This is a genomic window from Bacillus cereus group sp. Bc010 (assembly GCF_027716745.1).
Lineage (GTDB): Bacteria > Bacillota > Bacilli > Bacillales > Bacillaceae_G > Bacillus_A > Bacillus_A pacificus.
Window position 1 is genome coordinate 1 of record NZ_JAQFUY010000103.1, and the last position, 960, is coordinate 960.

Sequence of the window (960 nt, forward strand, 5' to 3'; positions counted from 1 at the left end):
ATCTTCAAGGGATTATTCCGGTGTCAGTGTGGGGCTAGTGTCCATCCTACCGGAACCAAGAATAAGTATGCGGGGGTGAATCGCCACGGATAATCTAGACACTTCCGAGCCGTTGATAATACTGGTTTTCATATTCTGTCGGTGACATCTGATCGCTAGAACCATGCCGACGCTTACTGTTATAAAACATTTCGATGTAATCAAAAATATCACTGCGGGCTTCTTCCCGCGTTCCGTAGATCTTTTTCTTTATCCGTTCGCGTTTCAGTAACTGGAAAAAGCTTTCTGCAACCGCATTATCATGGCAGGTACCGCGACGGCTCATGCTGCCCTCCAGACCGTGTGATTTCAGGAACGACTGCCACTCATGGCTTGTGTACTGACTGCCCTGATCCGAATGAACCAGCACCTGTTTTTGGGGATTACGCCGCCATACAGCCATCAGCAGTGCGTTCAGGACAATGTCCTTTGTCATCCGGGATTGCATGGACCAGCCGATAATTTTGCGTGAGAACAGATCAACAACCACGGCAAGATACAGCCAGCCTTCGTGGGTCCTGATGTAGGTTATGTCCGTTACCCAACGCTCATCCGGAGCATCCGGATTGAACTGTCGCTGGAGCCTGTTGGGCGACACGATACTGGCCTCGCCTTTACGTGCCCGCGGGCTCCGGTATCCGACCTGAGCCTTTATCCCGACACGTTTCATCAGTCGCCAGACTCTGTTCACTCCGCACTGTTGCCCGCTGTCCCGCAGATCCAGATGGATTTTGCGATAACCATAGACGCATCCCGATTCCAGCCAGAACTGTTTAATCTGTCCTGTCAGTCTCAGGTTTGCCTGATGGCGTTGTGAATGTGGCTGCTGAAGCCAGGCGTAAAAACCACTGGGATGAACATCCAGCACCCGACAGAGCAGGCGAACAGGCCAGCAACAGGGGTTGTCACGGATAAAGGCGT

1 protein-coding gene is annotated in these 960 nt (G+C 52.0%); it reads right to left on the reverse strand.

Annotation, left to right across the window (positions count from 1 at the left end; genetic code table 11):
* Window positions 1-94 precede the first annotated feature (94 nt).
* Window positions 95-960 (reverse strand): IS3 family transposase (locus PDQ68_RS28570; protein WP_270787179.1); only part of this gene is annotated, 866 nt, incomplete at its 5' end.